Source organism: Microbacterium sp. M (assembly GCF_045181065.1).
GTDB lineage: Bacteria > Actinomycetota > Actinomycetes > Actinomycetales > Microbacteriaceae > Microbacterium.
In genome coordinates this window covers 1,928,338-1,942,283 of sequence record NZ_CP173721.1, presented here as the reverse complement: position 1 = coordinate 1,942,283, position 13,946 = coordinate 1,928,338, and the positions used below count along the sequence as shown (strand labels likewise).

At 68.9% G+C, this 13,946-nt stretch carries 15 protein-coding genes; 2 read left to right on the top strand and 13 right to left on the bottom strand.

Translation table 11 applies throughout. The features are described from left to right. Nucleotides 1-29 precede the first annotated feature (29 nt). The 13 genes from ACI7YT_RS09335 to ACI7YT_RS09275 all read right to left on the bottom strand — a co-directional run bounded on the left by ACI7YT_RS09335 (nt 30) and on the right by ACI7YT_RS09275 (nt 12,457). Complete coding sequence (locus tag ACI7YT_RS09335; RefSeq protein WP_406250548.1) at nt 30-473, bottom strand: type II 3-dehydroquinate dehydratase; 444 nt, start codon at nt 471-473, stop codon at nt 30-32. Further along, complete coding sequence (locus ACI7YT_RS09330) at nt 467-1,018, bottom strand: GNAT family N-acetyltransferase (RefSeq protein WP_406250417.1); 552 nt, start codon at nt 1,016-1,018, stop codon at nt 467-469. The genes ACI7YT_RS09335 and ACI7YT_RS09330 overlap by 7 nt, the downstream gene beginning before the upstream one ends. Further along, nucleotides 1,015-2,103: a 3-dehydroquinate synthase gene (gene aroB / locus ACI7YT_RS09325; RefSeq protein ID WP_406250415.1), complete on the bottom strand. Its 1,089-nt coding sequence runs from the start codon at nt 2,101-2,103 to the stop codon at nt 1,015-1,017. The genes ACI7YT_RS09330 and aroB overlap by 4 nt, the downstream gene beginning before the upstream one ends. Further along, on the bottom strand, nt 2,100-2,618 hold the full coding sequence (locus ACI7YT_RS09320; protein WP_406250413.1) for a shikimate kinase: 519 nt from the start codon (nt 2,616-2,618) through the stop codon (nt 2,100-2,102). The genes aroB and ACI7YT_RS09320 overlap by 4 nt, the downstream gene beginning before the upstream one ends. Continuing rightward, the gene (gene aroC / locus ACI7YT_RS09315; RefSeq protein WP_406250412.1) at nt 2,611-3,834 is read right to left on the bottom strand and encodes a chorismate synthase; all 1,224 of its coding nucleotides are present in this window, start codon (nt 3,832-3,834) and stop codon (nt 2,611-2,613) included. Before aroC ends, ACI7YT_RS09320 begins: the two co-directional genes overlap by 8 nt. 35 nt (nt 3,835-3,869) lie before the next feature. After that, on the bottom strand, nt 3,870-4,691 hold the full coding sequence (locus ACI7YT_RS09310) for a shikimate dehydrogenase (protein WP_406250410.1): 822 nt from the start codon (nt 4,689-4,691) through the stop codon (nt 3,870-3,872). Between the two features lie 5 nt (nt 4,692-4,696). Beyond that, nucleotides 4,697-6,124, bottom strand: a complete 1,428-nt coding sequence (gene mltG / locus ACI7YT_RS09305; protein ID WP_406250409.1) for an endolytic transglycosylase MltG — start codon at nt 6,122-6,124, stop codon at nt 4,697-4,699. Between the two features lies 1 nt (nt 6,125). Beyond that, a complete protein-coding gene (gene ruvX / locus ACI7YT_RS09300; protein WP_406250408.1) occupies nt 6,126-6,599 on the bottom strand; it encodes a Holliday junction resolvase RuvX in 474 nt (157 codons plus the stop codon). Then, nucleotides 6,596-9,256, bottom strand: a complete 2,661-nt coding sequence (gene alaS / locus ACI7YT_RS09295) for an alanine--tRNA ligase (protein WP_406250407.1) — start codon at nt 9,254-9,256, stop codon at nt 6,596-6,598. Before alaS ends, ruvX begins: the two co-directional genes overlap by 4 nt. 61 nt (nt 9,257-9,317) lie before the next feature. Beyond that, a complete protein-coding gene (locus ACI7YT_RS09290; RefSeq protein ID WP_406250406.1) occupies nt 9,318-9,506 on the bottom strand; it encodes a hypothetical protein in 189 nt (62 codons plus the stop codon). A 114-nt stretch (nt 9,507-9,620) separates the two neighbouring features. Continuing rightward, a complete protein-coding gene (gene rpsD / locus ACI7YT_RS09285; protein WP_406250405.1) occupies nt 9,621-10,250 on the bottom strand; it encodes a 30S ribosomal protein S4 in 630 nt (209 codons plus the stop codon). A gap of 169 nt (nt 10,251-10,419) precedes the next feature. After that, a complete protein-coding gene (locus ACI7YT_RS09280) occupies nt 10,420-11,082 on the bottom strand; it encodes a hypothetical protein (protein WP_406250404.1) in 663 nt (220 codons plus the stop codon). Nucleotides 11,083-11,113: 31 nt separating this feature from the next. Beyond that, on the bottom strand, nt 11,114-12,457 hold the full coding sequence (locus tag ACI7YT_RS09275) for a replication-associated recombination protein A (protein WP_406250403.1): 1,344 nt from the start codon (nt 12,455-12,457) through the stop codon (nt 11,114-11,116). A gap of 107 nt (nt 12,458-12,564) precedes the next feature. Between ACI7YT_RS09275 and ACI7YT_RS09270 the strand changes: the two genes are divergently transcribed. Both ACI7YT_RS09270 and ACI7YT_RS09265 read left to right on the top strand, forming a co-directional pair. Beyond that, a complete protein-coding gene (locus tag ACI7YT_RS09270; protein ID WP_406250401.1) occupies nt 12,565-12,852 on the top strand; it encodes a hypothetical protein in 288 nt (95 codons plus the stop codon). 133 nt (nt 12,853-12,985) lie between these two features. Continuing rightward, on the top strand, nt 12,986-13,897 hold the full coding sequence (locus tag ACI7YT_RS09265) for a formate/nitrite transporter family protein (protein WP_406250400.1): 912 nt from the start codon (nt 12,986-12,988) through the stop codon (nt 13,895-13,897). Nucleotides 13,898-13,946: the final 49 nt, after the last annotated feature.

The following is a 13,946-nucleotide window of genomic DNA, read 5'->3' as shown; positions in this document are numbered from 1 at the left end:
GGCCGCGCGGGCGCGGCCGACAGTCGATTCTACGGGATGAGGGGGGTCAGCCGCCGCACGGCCGTCGCGTAGCCGTCGACGCCCTCGCCGATCACGCGCACCGAGGCGACGTCCTCGAGATACGAGAAGTGCCGGAAGGACTCGCGCTTGTGCACATCCGAGATGTGCACCTCGGCGAACGGCAGGGCGACGCCGGTCAGCGCGTCGCGCAGGGAGACCGACGTGTGCGTGAGCCCTCCGGGATTGATGACGATGCCGAGGCAGTCGTCTCGGGCCGCGTGGATCGCGTCGATCAGCACGCCTTCGTGGTTGCTCTGGATCGCGCGCACATCGAACCCGTCGGATGCCGCGGCATCCGACGTGATGCGCTCCACGTCCGTCAGCGTCGCCGTACCGTACACGCCGGGTTCGCGGGTGCCGAGCAGGTTGAGGTTCGGACCGTTGACGAGCAGCAGGCGGCGAGTGGTCACGATCGCACCCTATCGCCGGCATCGAGCTGGCGCGCCATCTCGACCTCCGGACCGATCGGTCCGGAGAATCGGAACCCCGTCGGCGCGAAGCCGGCACGGACATAGGCGCCTTGGGCGCGGTCGTTGTCGGCATGCACGTCCAGTGTCAGGGTGGTGTCCCCCAGACCGACCGCCCACTCGGATGCCGCGGCGAGCAGACCGTCGATGAGTCCCTGACCGCGGTGGGACGGACGCACGTACACCCCGACCACGTCGCTGCGCGGCCGATCGAGCCGCCGGCCATGATGGTCGGTCTCGCCGACGCCCCGTCTGATCACGGAGACGGAACCCACCCAGTCGCTGCCGTCCAGCGCGACGAACTGCGCGCTGACATCCGTGTCGGCCGCCCTGGCCGTGCGCTCCTGCCAGAACTCGTCCGGACGGACGGTGGCGTTCTCGAGCGTGTCGAGGAAGGCGATGGGAGCCGCCGCATCCGCCAGCGCCTGCAACCGGAGACCGCGCACGTCGCGCCACTCCTCGGCACGCACTCGACGGATGATCGGGGTCACTCTGCGACCTCCTGGTACGCCGCGAACAGCAGCGACTCGTCCGGCGCCTGCAGCACGGTCGGCTTGGCGATCTCGTCCAGGACGATGAACCGCAGCATCCCGCCGCGGGACTTCTTGTCGCGCTGCATGGACGCGAGCAGCTGCGGCCAGGCGCCTGACCGGTAGCCGGTCGGCAGACCGAGGGATTCCAGAATGGCGCGATGACGCTCTGCGGCGGCATCCGGAAGCCGTCCGGCCAGCCGGGAGAGCTCGGCGGCGAACAGCATGCCGACCGAGATCGCGGCGCCGTGACGCCAGCGGTAACGCTCGGCGTGCTCGATCGCATGGCCCAGCGTGTGGCCGTAGTTGAGGATCTCGCGCTGCCCCGCCTCGCGGAAATCATCCGAGACGACGCGCGCCTTCATGTCGATCGCCAGTTCGACGGCGCGCCGGAACTCGTCGGTCGAGGTGTCGACCGCAGGGGCCGGATCCGCCTCGACGATGTCGAGGATCTCCGGCGCCCAGATGAATCCGGCCTTCACCACCTCCGCGAATCCGGCCGTCGCCTCGTGCGGGCTGAGGCTGGTCAGCTCGTCGAGATCTCCGATCACCGCGCGCGGGGCCCAGAAAGCGCCGACGAGGTTCTTGCCCTCGGCCGTGTTGACGCCGGTCTTGCCCCCGACTGACGCGTCGACCAGGCCGAGCACGGTCGTGGGGACCTGGACGATCTGGATGCCGCGAAGCCACGTCGCCGCGACGAAGCCGGCGAGATCGGTCACCGCTCCCCCGCCGTATCCGATGACGGCGTCCGTGCGAGTGAAGTCGGCCTGGCCCATGACCTGCCAGCAGAACGCCGCGACCTCGATGCGCTTGCCCTGCTCGGCATCCGGGATCTCGGCCAGCAGCACTTCGCGCCGGCCGTCCGCCGTGTCGGCGAGCAGTCGGTCGCGCAGCTCCGCCGCACGGGCACCCAGAGTCGGCGGATGCACCACGAGGATCTTGCGCACCGCGGGGTCGAGGGCCTGCGAGACCCGGTCCAGGATGCCGCGGCCGACGGTGATGTCGTACGCGCTCTGCCCCGTGACGCTGATGGTCGTGATGCTCATGACAGTCCTCTCCGCCAGTCGGCGATCTCTCGCGCGATGCGCGACATCGGTCGGCGCGACGTGTCGAACACGATCGTCGCCACCTGTTCGTACAGCTCGCGTCTCTGCTCCATGATGCGCGTCCATCGCTCGAGCGGGTCCTCATCGGCGACCAGCAGCGGCCTGCTGGTGCCGCGGATGCGCTCGGCGACGGCCTCAGGACTCACGGCGAGGAAGACGACGGGATCGCCTTCCAGCAGCGCGCGGGTCCCTGGATCGGTGACGGCGCCACCGCCCAGGGAGATGACTCCGCCCTCAGCGATCGCTGTGGCCACCGCCTGGCGCTCCCACTCGCGGAAATGCGCCTCGCCGTGCTCGGCGAAGATGTCGGCGATGGCCCCGTGCTCGGCGACGACCCGCTTGTCCGTGTCGATGAACGGCACCCCGAGGTGCTTGGCGACACGACGCCCGACGCTGGTCTTGCCCGCGCCCATCGGACCGACGAGCACGATGGTCAGCGGCCGGTCGTCAGACATCGCCGACAGCGAGTCCCGCCTCCGAGGCCGCCGCGGTGCGCAGCTCCGCGGGGATCGCGTCCAGGTAGCCCTGCAGGTTGCGACGGGTCTCGCCCACGCTGTCGCCGCCGAACTTCTCCAGCACCGCACCGGCCAACTCGATCGCGACCATCGCTTCGGCCACGACGCCGGCGGCCGGCACGGCGCACACGTCGGAACGCTGGTGGTGCGCCGTGGCCTCCTCACCGGTCGCGACATCGATCGTGCGCAGCGCATGCGGGATGGTGGCGATCGGCTTCATGCCGGCACGGACCCGCAGCACGGTTCCCGTGGACATGCCGCCCTCGGTACCGCCGGCCTTGTCCGAGGAGCGGGTGATTCCGGCATCCGCGGCGAAGAGCTCGTCGTGCGCGGCAGAACCGCGGCGGCGGGTCGTCTCGAAGCCGTCGCCGACCTCGACGCCCTTGATCGCCTGGATGCTCATGAGCGCCTGCGCGAGCCGCGCATCGAGTCGACGGTCCCACTGCACGTGCGAGCCGAGCCCAGGCGGCAGACCGTACGCGAGCACCTCGACGATGCCGCCGAGCGTGTCGCCGTCCTTCTTGGCATCGTCGACCTCGGCGACCATCCGTGCGGAGGTCTCCGCGTGGAAGCAGCGCAGCGGATCGGCGTCCAGTGCATCGACGTCGTCCGGCGTGGGCAGCGCGGCGTCGCCGGGCACCTGCACGGGACCGATCGACAGCGTGTGGCTGACGAGTCGGATTCCGAGCTCGCCGAGGAATGCGCGCGCGACCGCACCGAGAGCGACGCGCGCGGCCGTCTCACGAGCGCTGGCGCGTTCGAGGATCGGTCGGGCCTCGTCGAAGTCGTACTTCTGCATGCCGACCAGATCGGCGTGGCCAGGGCGAGGGCGCGTGAGCGGAGCGCCGCGGCCGCGGGACTTCTCGGTGAGCTCGATCGGCTCGGGGCTCATCACCTCGGTCCACTTCGGCCATTCGGTGTTCCCGATGCGCAGCGCGATCGGGCTGCCGAGCGTCTTGCCGTGGCGGATGCCGGAGGACAGCGTCAATTCGTCCTGCTCGAACTTCATCCGCGAACCGCGGCCGTAGCCGAGCTTGCGCCGCGCGAGATCCGCCTGGATCTGGTCAGGCGAGATGGGAACACCGGAGGGCAGTCCCTCCATGACGGCGATGAGTTCGGGGCCGTGGGATTCGCCGGCCGTGAGCACGCGGAGCATTGCTCCAGTCTCCCATGACCGGCGACCGTGTGACGTCAGGCGTCGAGCGCGGCCCGCATCGCGGCGATGACGGCGTCCTCGTCGTCCAGCGCCCGCATCGGGTCGCCGTCGCGGAAGATCCGGATCTGCCGGACGGCCTGGTGCAGCAGCATCCCCAGACCAGAGACGATCGGGGCATCGGACCAGCTCGCGGCCAGGGCGGACGGCCACGGCGCGTAGGCGGCATCGAAGAGCACGCCGCCCTGCTCGGCCAGCGGCGCAGAGATCGCCGCATCGAGAACAGTGCCGCTCGGCAGCGTGGCGACCGTGAGATCGACGGGCGTCGCCGAGGCATCGAACGGGTGCACCTCGACCGCGACGCCGAGCTCTGCGCCCAGCGCGACCAGAGACTGTGCACGGTCAGGGCGCCGAGCGCGCACGTCGGCCTTCCGCGCACCCAGATCGCCCGCCGCCACCAGAGCGGATGCCGCGGTGGCTCCCCCGCCGAGCAGCCGGACGGTGCCGACCTCGCGCACACCGTTCTCGGCGAGGGCGTCGACGATGCCGCCCACGTCGGTGTTGTAGCCGCGCTGCTCGTCGCCCAGAAGCAGCGTGTTCACCGCGCCCGTCATCTCAGCGTGCCGATCGCGCACGGACGCCGCACGGTATGCCGACTCTTTCAGCGGCATGGTCAGGGACAGACCGCGCCAGGAATCATCCAGCGACTGCAGCGCCTCAGGGAACTGCGCCGCGTCGACCTGACGTCTGCCGTACTCCCAGTCGAGCCCCAGTATCCGGTACGCGGCCGCGTGCAGCGCCGGGGATTTGGAGTGCGCGATCGGATCGCCCCAGACGGCCAGGCGCGATCCACCGGGCATGGCGTTCAGTAGCATCCGCCGTCGGGGTTGTCCTCGCACCACTGCTGGTACTGCTGCTCGGCCTGCTGCTGCTCCTCGTAGGTCGCCGAGAAGACCGTCTCGCCGGTATCCAGGTTGACCGTGACGAAGTAGAACCACGGGCCGTCCGCGGGGTGCATGGCCGCGTCGATCGCTGCCGCGCTCGGCGCCGAGATCGGACCGGCCGGCAGGCCGATGTGCTGGTACGTGTTCCAGGGGTTCTGATCGCCGACGACGTCCTTCCACGGCCACTCGGACACCGGGCCGTCGTGCGTCTGCCCGTAACCGTACTGCGCGGTGGAGTCCATCTGCAGGAGACCGTGGGTCTCCTGGTTGTCCTCAGCCAGACGGTTCTCGATGACGCGGGAGACCTTGGCGAAATCGGCCGTGCGTCCTTCGCGCTGGATGATCGACGCGACCGTGAGGACGCGCTGCGCTTCGGCATCCGGAACGCCGGCGGCAGCGAGCGATTCACGGGTGCGGTCGACCATCGTCTGGATCGCCTGCGGTGCCGTGACACCGGGGTCGAAGGTGTACACGGCCGGGAACAGCCATCCCTCCAGGCTGTCAGCGGCGACGCCGTACGCCGCGGGGTCCGCCACCGCGGCCTGGACGTCCTCCACCGGAAGCTGGAGGGCCTCGGCGATGGTCGGCACGATCACCTTGAGCGTGGTGCCCTCGGCGAATCCGACCGAATGCTCCATGCGGTTCGCCGGGTTCTCGATCGCTTCGAGGGCCGCGGCCGCCGTCATCCGCTCCTGGAGCTTGTACACACCGGGCTGGAAGTTCGGGTTCAGCCCCTCCTCGATGAGCATGTCGTAGAAGACGTCCTCGGTCTTCGTGACACCGCCTTCGTAGAGCGCGAGGGAGATGGGCTGACCGGTGAAGCCCTCTTCGATCGTGACGAGGACCTCGCCGGTGGCCTCGCCCGCGGCGTAGTCCTCGGGTTCGCCCCAGCCCATCGCATCGCTGATGCGGTCGCCGTACGTGTTCCAGACCCACACGCCGCCTGCCGCGATGCCACCGAGCAGGGCGAGCACGATGATCAGCGCGACGAGGCAACCGGTGCGCCGCTTGCGCTTCGGCTTGGCATGGTGATCGTCGTCGCTCGGCGCGAAGAGGTCCTCGAGGGTGCCTCCGCCCGCCGGCGCACTGATCGGCTCCTTCGGGGCCACGGGTTCGGATGCTGCAGGAGCGGATGCCGTGGTCACCGGCGTCGCGTCTGCCGAGGACGGTGCATCAGCGGGGCGCACGTCGAGCGGTGTCGTCGAGACGTCGACCGCTCCGGTCTCGCCGGCGCGCTGCGCGGCCTCACGGGCGGCTCTGCGGGATCCGGGCGGGGGTGGCGCCTGGTCGACCGTCGGGTGCTCGGTCGACGGATCCGGGAGGTTGTCGAACAGATCTCCCTGGGGCATGTCAGTGGGTCTCCTCATCGAGATCGACGGATGCTCCTGCGGGGGTTCCGGAGCTCTTCTCCATGTCGATCGCCTGCTGCAGCAGGACCACTGCCGCAACCTGATCCACAATGCTACGAGAATTCTTCTGTGATCTGCCCGAAGCACGCAGGGCCTGGTGTGCGGAAACCGTGCTCAACCGCTCGTCGATGAGCCGCACAGGAAGCCCGGTCCGCCGTGCCAGTGCCGCCGCGAACTCGCGGGCGTCCGTCGTCGAAGCGGTATCGGTGCCGCGCATGTTCACCGGCAGACCGACCACGAACTCCAGCGGCTCGTACTCGCCCGCGAGCTCGGCGAGACGCTCGATCGAACCGTCATCACGCGGGACCGTCTCGACGGGGACGGCGAGCATGCCGTCGGGGTCGCACCGGGCGACCCCGACTCTGGCCCTGCCGACATCGATCCCGAGTCGGATGCCGCGCCGGAAGCCGCTCACGCGCCGCGCAGCTCCGTGACGATGCCGTCGAGGGCAGCCGGAAGGGCGGACGCATCTGCGCCGCCGCCCTGCGCGACGTCGTCACGACCGCCACCGCCGCCGCCGAGTGCTCCTGCGGCGACCTTGGCCAGCACGCCCGCCTTGGCTCCGGCGGAGCGGGCGGCGTCGTTCGTGGCGACCACGACGATCGGACGACCCGACACCACGCCGCCGAGGGCGACGACCGCGGCATCCGCACCGAGCCGATCGCGCACGTTGAGGGCGACGCCGCGGATGTCATCTGCGGATCCGACCTCGCCCAGCGACTGTGCGGCGACGCGATAGGCGCCGACGCGTTCGGCCGCCTCGGCGATCGCGGGGACGCGTCCTTCGCGCTCCTTGGCTTCGAACTGCGCGATGCGCTTCTCCGCCGTCTTCAGGTTGGCGGCGATCTCGCCGATGCGCTCGGCGAGCTGATCGCGCGGCGTCTTGAGCGTCGAGGTGAGCTGCGAGACGAGGGTGCGCTCTGCGGCGAGTTCGCGGAAGGCGTCCTGGCCGACGAGGGCCTCGATGCGGCGGTTGGACGCACCCACAGACGATTCGCCGGTGATGCTGACGAGACCGATCTCGGCGCTCGTGGAGACGTGGGTGCCGGCGCAGAGCTCCCGCGACCACGGACCGCCGATGTCGACCATGCGCACGACATCGCCGTACTTCTCGCCGAACAGTGCCATCGCGCCAGCCTGCTTGGCCTCATCGAGCGTCAGCACCCGCGTCGTGACCTCGAGGGAATCGTGGACTGCGCGGTTCGTGATCTCCTCGATCTCGGTGCGTGTTGCGGCCGAGAGCGCCTGGTTCCACGAGAAGTCGAAGCGCAGGTAGCCGGCGCGGTTGAGCGAACCAGCCTGCGTCGCGTTCTGGCCGAGCGTGTCGCGGAGCGCCGCGTGCACCAGGTGCGTCGCCGAGTGCGCCTGGCGCGCCGCACGGCGGTTGGCCGCGTCGACGACGGTGGTGGCGCGATCGTCGACCGCGACGGTGCCGGTGGTGACCTCGACGGTGTGGCTGATGAGGCCGGGAACCGGCTTCTGCACGTCCAGCACCTCGAGGGAGAACCCCGGACCGGTGATGGTGCCCTTGTCGGCGACCTGACCACCGGACTCGGCGTACAGCGTGGTCTCGGCGAGAACCACCTCGGCGATCTGGCCTTCGGTCGCGCTCGTCACCGGCGCACCGTCGACGAGGATGCCGAGGACGGTCGACTCGGTCTCGAGCTCGGAGTAGCCGTCGAATCCGGTCTCACCGAGTCCGCGCAGTTCACGGTAGACCGAGACGTCGGCCAGCTGACGCTTACGGCTCTTCGCGTCCGCCTTGGCGCGCGTGCGCTGCTCGCGCATGAGTTCGTCGAAGGCGGTGCGGTCGACCTGGAGTCCTGCCTCCTCGGCGACCTCAAGCGTGAGATCGATCGGGAAGCCGTAAGTGTCGTGCAGCAGGAACGCCTCGGAGCCGGCGAGCGTCGAGCCCCCGGTCTTCTTCGTCTCGCCCAGAGCGAGGTCGAGGATCGTCGACCCGGCGGCCAGCGTGCGCAGGAACGTCTCCTCCTCCGCGATGGCCGTGGCGGAGAGGCGGTCCCATTCGGTCTCGAGCACGGGGTAGGAACTCTTCATGGCATCGCGCGACGCTGCGAAGAGTTCCGGGAAGGTGGGCGCATCCACACCGAGCAGGCGCATCGAACGGACCGTCCTGCGCATCAGGCGACGCAGGATGTAGCCGCGGCCCTCGTTCGACGGACGCACGCCGTCGGAGAGCAGCATCAGAGAGGAGCGCACGTGGTCCGCGACGACCCGGAAGCGGACGTCGTCCTCATGGACGGCGCCGTACGGCCGACCGGAGAGCTCGACGGCGCGGTCCAGGACAGGACGCACCTGGTCGGTCTCGTACATGTTCTCGACACCCTGCTTGAGGAAGGCGACGCGTTCGAGGCCCATGCCGGTGTCGATGTTCCGCTGCGGCAACGCGCCGGCGATGTCGAAATCGACCTTCGAGCGAACGCCGCTGAGCAGGTCCTGCATGAAAACGAGGTTCCAGATCTCCAAGAACCGGGAGTCATCGACGGCGGGACCGCCGTCCTTGCCGTAACCGGGCCCGCGATCGAAGAAGATCTCGGAATCAGGGCCGCCAGGACCGGGCTGACCCGTGTGCCAGTAGTTGTCGGCCGCCCCGAGGCGCTGGATGCGTTCGGGCTTCAGTCCGATGGTGTCGCGCCAGATCGCCTCCGCCTCGTCATCGGTCTCGTAGACCGTGACCCACAAGTCCTTCTCGTCGAAGCCGAGGCCGCCATCCGTTTCGGAGCTGGTCAGCAGTTCCCACGCATAGCGGATCGCGCCTTCCTTGAAGTAGTCGCCGAAGGACCAATTGCCCATCATCTGGAAGAACGTGCCGTGTCGGGCGGTGCGCCCGACTTCTTCGATGTCGTTGGTGCGGATGCACTTCTGCACGTCGGCGATGCGCGGGTGCGGAGCCGGGACGACACCGGTGAGGTACGGAATGAACGGGACCATCCCTGCGACCGTGAACAGCAGCGTCGGGTCGTCGGAGACGAGTGACGCGGACGGGACGATGGTGTGGTCGTTCTTCTCGAAGAAGTCGAGATAGCGCTGCGCGATGTCCGCAGTTTTCATAGGGGTACGGCTGTCCTCGTGTGGATGGGAATCGGCGCCGCATACGCGGACCGAACGGAGATCAGTTCTCGTCTGGCTGAGTGAGGCGGGCTTCCTGCGCGCGGTACGCCTCACCGAGGATCGCGGTGAACCCGGTGATGCGGGCATCCACCTCGGAGAGCAGGTCGTGACCGCGAGGGTCCTTGTTCATGAAGTGCGCGGCGACGAATCCGCCGATCACGCCGATCAGGAACCACAGCAGCTTCTTCATGTCGATGTCCTCGCCCTCGGACCGCCCAGACGCGGTCGTTCCATCGTATGCGGAAACGACAGGAGGCGTCGGGTATCCCCGACGCCTCCTTGATGCTGTTCGCGGTGACGCGGATCAGCGAGCTGCGTAGTACTCGACGACGAGCTGCACTTCACAGGTCACGGGGACCTCGACGCGCTTCGGACGACGGACCAGGCGTGCCTGCAGCTTGTCGAGCTCGACCTCGAGGTAGCCCGGAACGGGGGGAAGCACCTCGGCGTGACCGCCGGCTGCCGCCACCTGGAAGGGCTCGGTGCCCTCGCTCTTGGCCTTGACGTGGATGAGCTGACCCGGCTTCACGCGGAACGACGGGCGGTCGACGAGCTGGCCGTCGACGAGGATGTGACGGTGCACGACGAGCTGGCGGGCCTGCGCGGTCGTGCGGGCGAAGCCCGAACGCAGCACGAGGGCGTCCAGACGCATCTCGAGCAGCTCGACCAGGTTCTCACCGGTCAGGCCGTCGTGACGACGTGCTTCGTTGAAGGTGTTGCGCATCTGCTTCTCGCGGATGCCGTACTGCTCGCGCAGACGCTGCTTCTCACGCAGACGGACGGCGTAGTCGCTGTCGGCCTTGCGCTTGGTGCGGCCGTGCTCACCCGGAGCGTAGGGACGCTTCTCGAGGTAGCGGGCGGCCTTCGGGGTGAGCGGGATGCCGAGGGCACGGCTGAGACGTACCTTACGGCGGTCCTGGGACTTCGTGGTCACGAAGCTGTCCTTCCGATGACGCGGTCGCGACTTTCGCGACTCGCGGACGTATCGTCCGCGTTCTGCCTTGGAGCGCACGCCGGGGCGCCAGCAAGGTGGGGTGTGAACGAGGAGATGCCCGAAAACTCGGTTTCGAGCCGCTCAAGTCTAACAGATCGGCCGCAGCGTCTCAGCCCACCGGCTCCAGCGAAGAGAGAACCCGGACGACGCCCGCTCCGTACTCGTCGTCCATCTCCGACTGCACGATGCCGTCCTCGTCGTAGACCACCTGCATGGTGACCTGTCCCGCGATCGGATCGACACCCCAGACGAGGACATCGTCGCGCACCGCTGACTCGTCCTCGTAGATGACCTGCAGCTCGGATTCGTCGGCGACGCCCGGCGCCGCGGGGACCGGTGCGACTGCGTCGGCAACCGGCTCGACGGGTCGGTCAGGGCTCTGGACGATCTCGGTCGCCGTGAAGGTGTTCGCTTCCGCGTCGTAGGTGCCGATGACGGAGAACTCGCCCCAGCGCACGCCGGACGACTCCTCGTGATGGCCCGACCGATCCGACCACTCCCAATTCTCGATGAGCGGTCCGTCGCATGCCGGCGGCAGCAGTTGCCATACGACTCCGAGGCAGAGCTCGGCACCCGAGCCGTCGTCGATGATCGTCACGGGATGTCCCGTCGTCAGAGCAGTCGCCTCATCGGTCGCAGGATCGGATGCCTCCGCGGAAGCCGATGCCGAAGGCGGCACGGCGTGTGCGGAGCATCCGACCGCGAATGCGACGATCAGGCAGAGCGCTGCAGGAGAAGCGGCGCATGCCGGCGGGAACGATGACGTCGTCATGCTCTTCAGTGTCGCTTCCGGCCGCAGCGTCTCAGCGATCACCCAGAATGCGCCTGATGCGCTCCAGACGCGCGGCCACATCCCGCTCTGCGCCGAGCGTCTTGGGGTTGTAGTAGCGCCGACCCTCGAGCTCATCGGGAAGGTACTGCTGCCCCACGACGCCGTGCTCGGCGTCATGCGGGTAGCGGTAGCCCTTGCCATGACCGAGTCGCTTGGCGCCCGGATAATGCGCATCGCGCAGATGCAGGGGCACACGGCCGAATCCACCGGCGCGGACATCGGCGATCGCCGCATCGATGCCGACGTACGAGGCGTTCGACTTCGCCGTCGTCGCGAGATAGACCGTGGCCTCGGCGAGAGGGATGCGCCCCTCCGGCATTCCGATGAAGGCCACCGCGTCGGCCGCTGCGGTCGCGATCACGAGGCCCTGCGGATCGGCCAGTCCGATGTCCTCGGCGGCGGAGATCACCAGGCGTCGTGCGATGAAGCGCGGGTCCTCCCCTGCCTCGATCATGCGCGCGAGATAGTGCAGCGCCGCATCGGGGTCGGATCCGCGGATCGACTTGATGAACGCGCTGATGACGTCGTAGTGCTCATCGCCCTGGCGGTCGTAGCGCAGCAGAGCGCGGTCGACCGCCTGAGCGACGTCGTCGTCGCTGACGGTGGGCACGGTCTCGGTGGCGTCATCGTCCTTGTCGCCCGAGAGGGCGACGGCCGCCGCCGCCTCCAGTCCGGTGAGGGCCCTTCGGGCATCGCCCGATGCGAGCCGGATCAGCGCGGCGCGGGCCGGGCCGCTGAGCGCGACAGCGCCCTGCAGTCCGCGCGCGTCGCCGACGGCACGATCGACGAGCTCGCCGATGTCGTCGTCGGTGAGCGGCTGCAGCGTCAGCAGCAGCGAACGGGACAGCAGCGGCGAGATCACCGAGAACGACGGGTTCTCCGTCGTCGCAGCGATGAGAATGACCCAGCCGTTCTCCACACCGGGCAGAAGCGCGTCCTGCTGCGCCTTGGTGAACCGGTGGATCTCGTCCAGGAACAGGATCGTCGTCTGCCCGTAGAGATCGCGCTGGGTCACAGCCTCCTGCATGACCTCTCGCACGTCCTTCACCCCTGCGGTGATGGCGGACAGTTCGACGAACCGCCTGCCGGACGAGCGCGCGATGGCCTGCGCCAGGGTCGTCTTGCCTGTGCCGGGCGGACCCCACAGGATGATCGACACCGCACCCGGCGAAGTCGCGTCCGGGTCGGCCAGTGCCAGGATCGGCGAGCCGGCACGAAGCAGGTGCTTCTGCCCTGCGACTTCGTCGAGGGACACGGGACGCATCCGCACCGCGAGCGGGGTCTGCCCCGACATCAGGGGCGCGGACGAGTTCATGTATCCAGGCTAATGCGGGCGGCGGACACGCAGCGCCCGCCCGACGCGGCACCACTGCTCGCGACGGTAGGCTCGCAGATGCTGTCACGACGAAGAAGGGGACACCGATGCCCGGACGCAAGAGCGCCCAGCGCGCCGAGCAGGAGCGCGCCCGGCTGTACGCCGCCCGCACCGCCTGGCACGAAGGACAGATCCGCCGTCGCGTGCGCGACAACACGATCGTCGGCGTCGCCGGAGCGCTGATCGTCCTCGGTGCCATGGCGAGCCAGTTCGCACACGCGCAGGTCACGGCACCGGAGCCGACGCCGACTCCCAGCCCGACCGAGACGACCGCGCCCCTGGATCCGCTGCTGCCCAGCACGACCCCGACCCCGACGGCCCCACCCGCCGAGTGACCCTCACCGTCGGCATCCGACGATGTGAGAAGTTCGCTCCACAGTCGTAACCTCCGCGGTCGGCCACCGAAACGCGCCTCCGTCACGCTGGACCCAGCCTCGCCAGAGTGCTCCCGTCCCCCGTGGAGGTCCCGTGTCGTACATCAAACCTGCCGAGCTCGTCACCCGCATGGTCGACGCCGGCGCCTACAAGATGCAGCTGTCCACCCGAGACACGCTGATCCGCGCCTTCATGGGCGCGGCCCTGCTCACCATCGCTGCCGCGTTCGCCGTGACCGTGTCCACGCAGACCGGACAGCCCCTTCTGGGTGCACTCCTGTTCCCTGTCGGGTTCGTCATGCTCTATCTGCTCGGATACGACTTACTGACGGGCGTCTTCACTCTCGGCCCCCTCGCTGTCCTGGACCGCAGGCCCGGCGCGACCTTCGGCGCGCTCATGCGGAACTGGGGTCTGGTCTTCCTCGGCAACTTCGGCGGCGCCTTCATGGTCGCGATCCTCATGGCCATCTACTTCACGTACGGCTTCTCCACCGAGCCCAGTGCTGTCGGGCAGGCGATCAGCGACATCGGCCACGGCCGAACCGTCGGATACGCCGACCACGGCGCGGCGGGAATGCTCACGCTGTTCATCCGCGGCGTGCTCTGCAACTGGATGGTCTCCACCGGCGTCGTCCTCGCCATGGTCTCGGATTCGACCATCGGCAAGATCGTCGCGATGTGGATGCCCATCATGCTGTTCTTCTACATGGGCTTCGAGCACTCGATCGTGAACATGTTCCTGTTCCCGTCCGGTCTGCTGCTCGGCGCCGACTTCACGCTGTGGGACTATCTCGTCTGGAACGAGATCCCCACCGTATTCGGCAACCTCGTCGGAGGACTGCTGTTCGTCGGCCTCCCGCTGTACTTCACCCACGGCCGGCCGAAGGCGCGCAAGGCGCGTGCGGCGAAGCGCGAGGCGCGGGCTGCGGCGTCGGCCCCAGCATCCTCGAACACGGCGGACGCCCTGGACGCCGAGCTCGAGCGCGAGCCCGCGCGAGTCTCCTGATCTGACCTGCGAAGAGGGCGAAGCGACCAGGTCGCTTCGCCCTCTTCGC

Bases quoted from the DNA above. Each gene is read 5' to 3' on its own strand.
- aroB (WP_406250415.1), bottom strand. From the start codon at position 2,103: ATGAGCATCACGACCATCAGCGTCACGGGGCAGAGCGCGTACGACATC.
- ACI7YT_RS09320 (WP_406250413.1), bottom strand. From the start codon at position 2,618: ATGTCTGACGACCGGCCGCTGACCATCGTGCTCGTCGGTCCGATGGGC.
- aroC (WP_406250412.1), bottom strand. From the start codon at position 3,834: ATGCTCCGCGTGCTCACGGCCGGCGAATCCCACGGCCCCGAACTCATC.
- ACI7YT_RS09310 (WP_406250410.1), bottom strand. From the start codon at position 4,691: ATGCCCGGTGGATCGCGCCTGGCCGTCTGGGGCGATCCGATCGCGCAC.
- mltG (WP_406250409.1), bottom strand. From the start codon at position 6,124: ATGCCCCAGGGAGATCTGTTCGACAACCTCCCGGATCCGTCGACCGAG.
- alaS (WP_406250407.1), bottom strand. From the start codon at position 9,256: ATGAAAACTGCGGACATCGCGCAGCGCTATCTCGACTTCTTCGAGAAG.
- ACI7YT_RS09290 (WP_406250406.1), bottom strand. From the start codon at position 9,506: ATGAAGAAGCTGCTGTGGTTCCTGATCGGCGTGATCGGCGGATTCGTC.
- ACI7YT_RS09280 (WP_406250404.1), bottom strand. From the start codon at position 11,082: ATGACGACGTCATCGTTCCCGCCGGCATGCGCCGCTTCTCCTGCAGCG.
- ACI7YT_RS09275 (WP_406250403.1), bottom strand. From the start codon at position 12,457: ATGAACTCGTCCGCGCCCCTGATGTCGGGGCAGACCCCGCTCGCGGTG.
- ACI7YT_RS09270 (WP_406250401.1), top strand. From the start codon at position 12,565: ATGCCCGGACGCAAGAGCGCCCAGCGCGCCGAGCAGGAGCGCGCCCGG.